Origin of the sequence: Pseudomonas sp. IT-P258 (assembly GCF_949767825.1) — a bacterium.
In the GTDB taxonomy this organism is placed as follows: Bacteria; Pseudomonadota; Gammaproteobacteria; order Pseudomonadales; family Pseudomonadaceae; genus Aquipseudomonas; species Aquipseudomonas monachiensis.
This window is the reverse complement of record NZ_CATKPU010000005.1, coordinates 1-224: the sequence shown is the minus strand read 5'-3', so window position 1 is coordinate 224 and position 224 is coordinate 1. Positions and strand designations below refer to the sequence as shown.

At 62.9% G+C, this 224-nt stretch carries 1 protein-coding gene; it reads left to right on the top strand.

Features of this window, described 5'->3' with window-relative positions:
• Positions 1-224 (top strand): immunoglobulin-like domain-containing protein (locus ACM6G4_RS00020; protein WP_414912728.1); only part of this gene is annotated, 224 nt, incomplete at both ends.

The following is a 224-nucleotide window of genomic DNA, read 5'->3' as shown; positions in this document are numbered from 1 at the left end:
TTCACCCTGACCGACGGCACCAAGATCACCGTCCCGGCCAATACCGCGACTGGCACGGCGACCATCGCCGCTGCCGACGACGTGTTCACCGGCGGCCAAGCGCCGATCGTTAACAAACTGGAATCGGTTACCGGCGCGGATAACTTCGAAAAACTGACCCTGAGTCAGACCGAGGTCGCAACCACGGTCACCGACGAACCCGGTTCGGGCACCCCGACCGACAA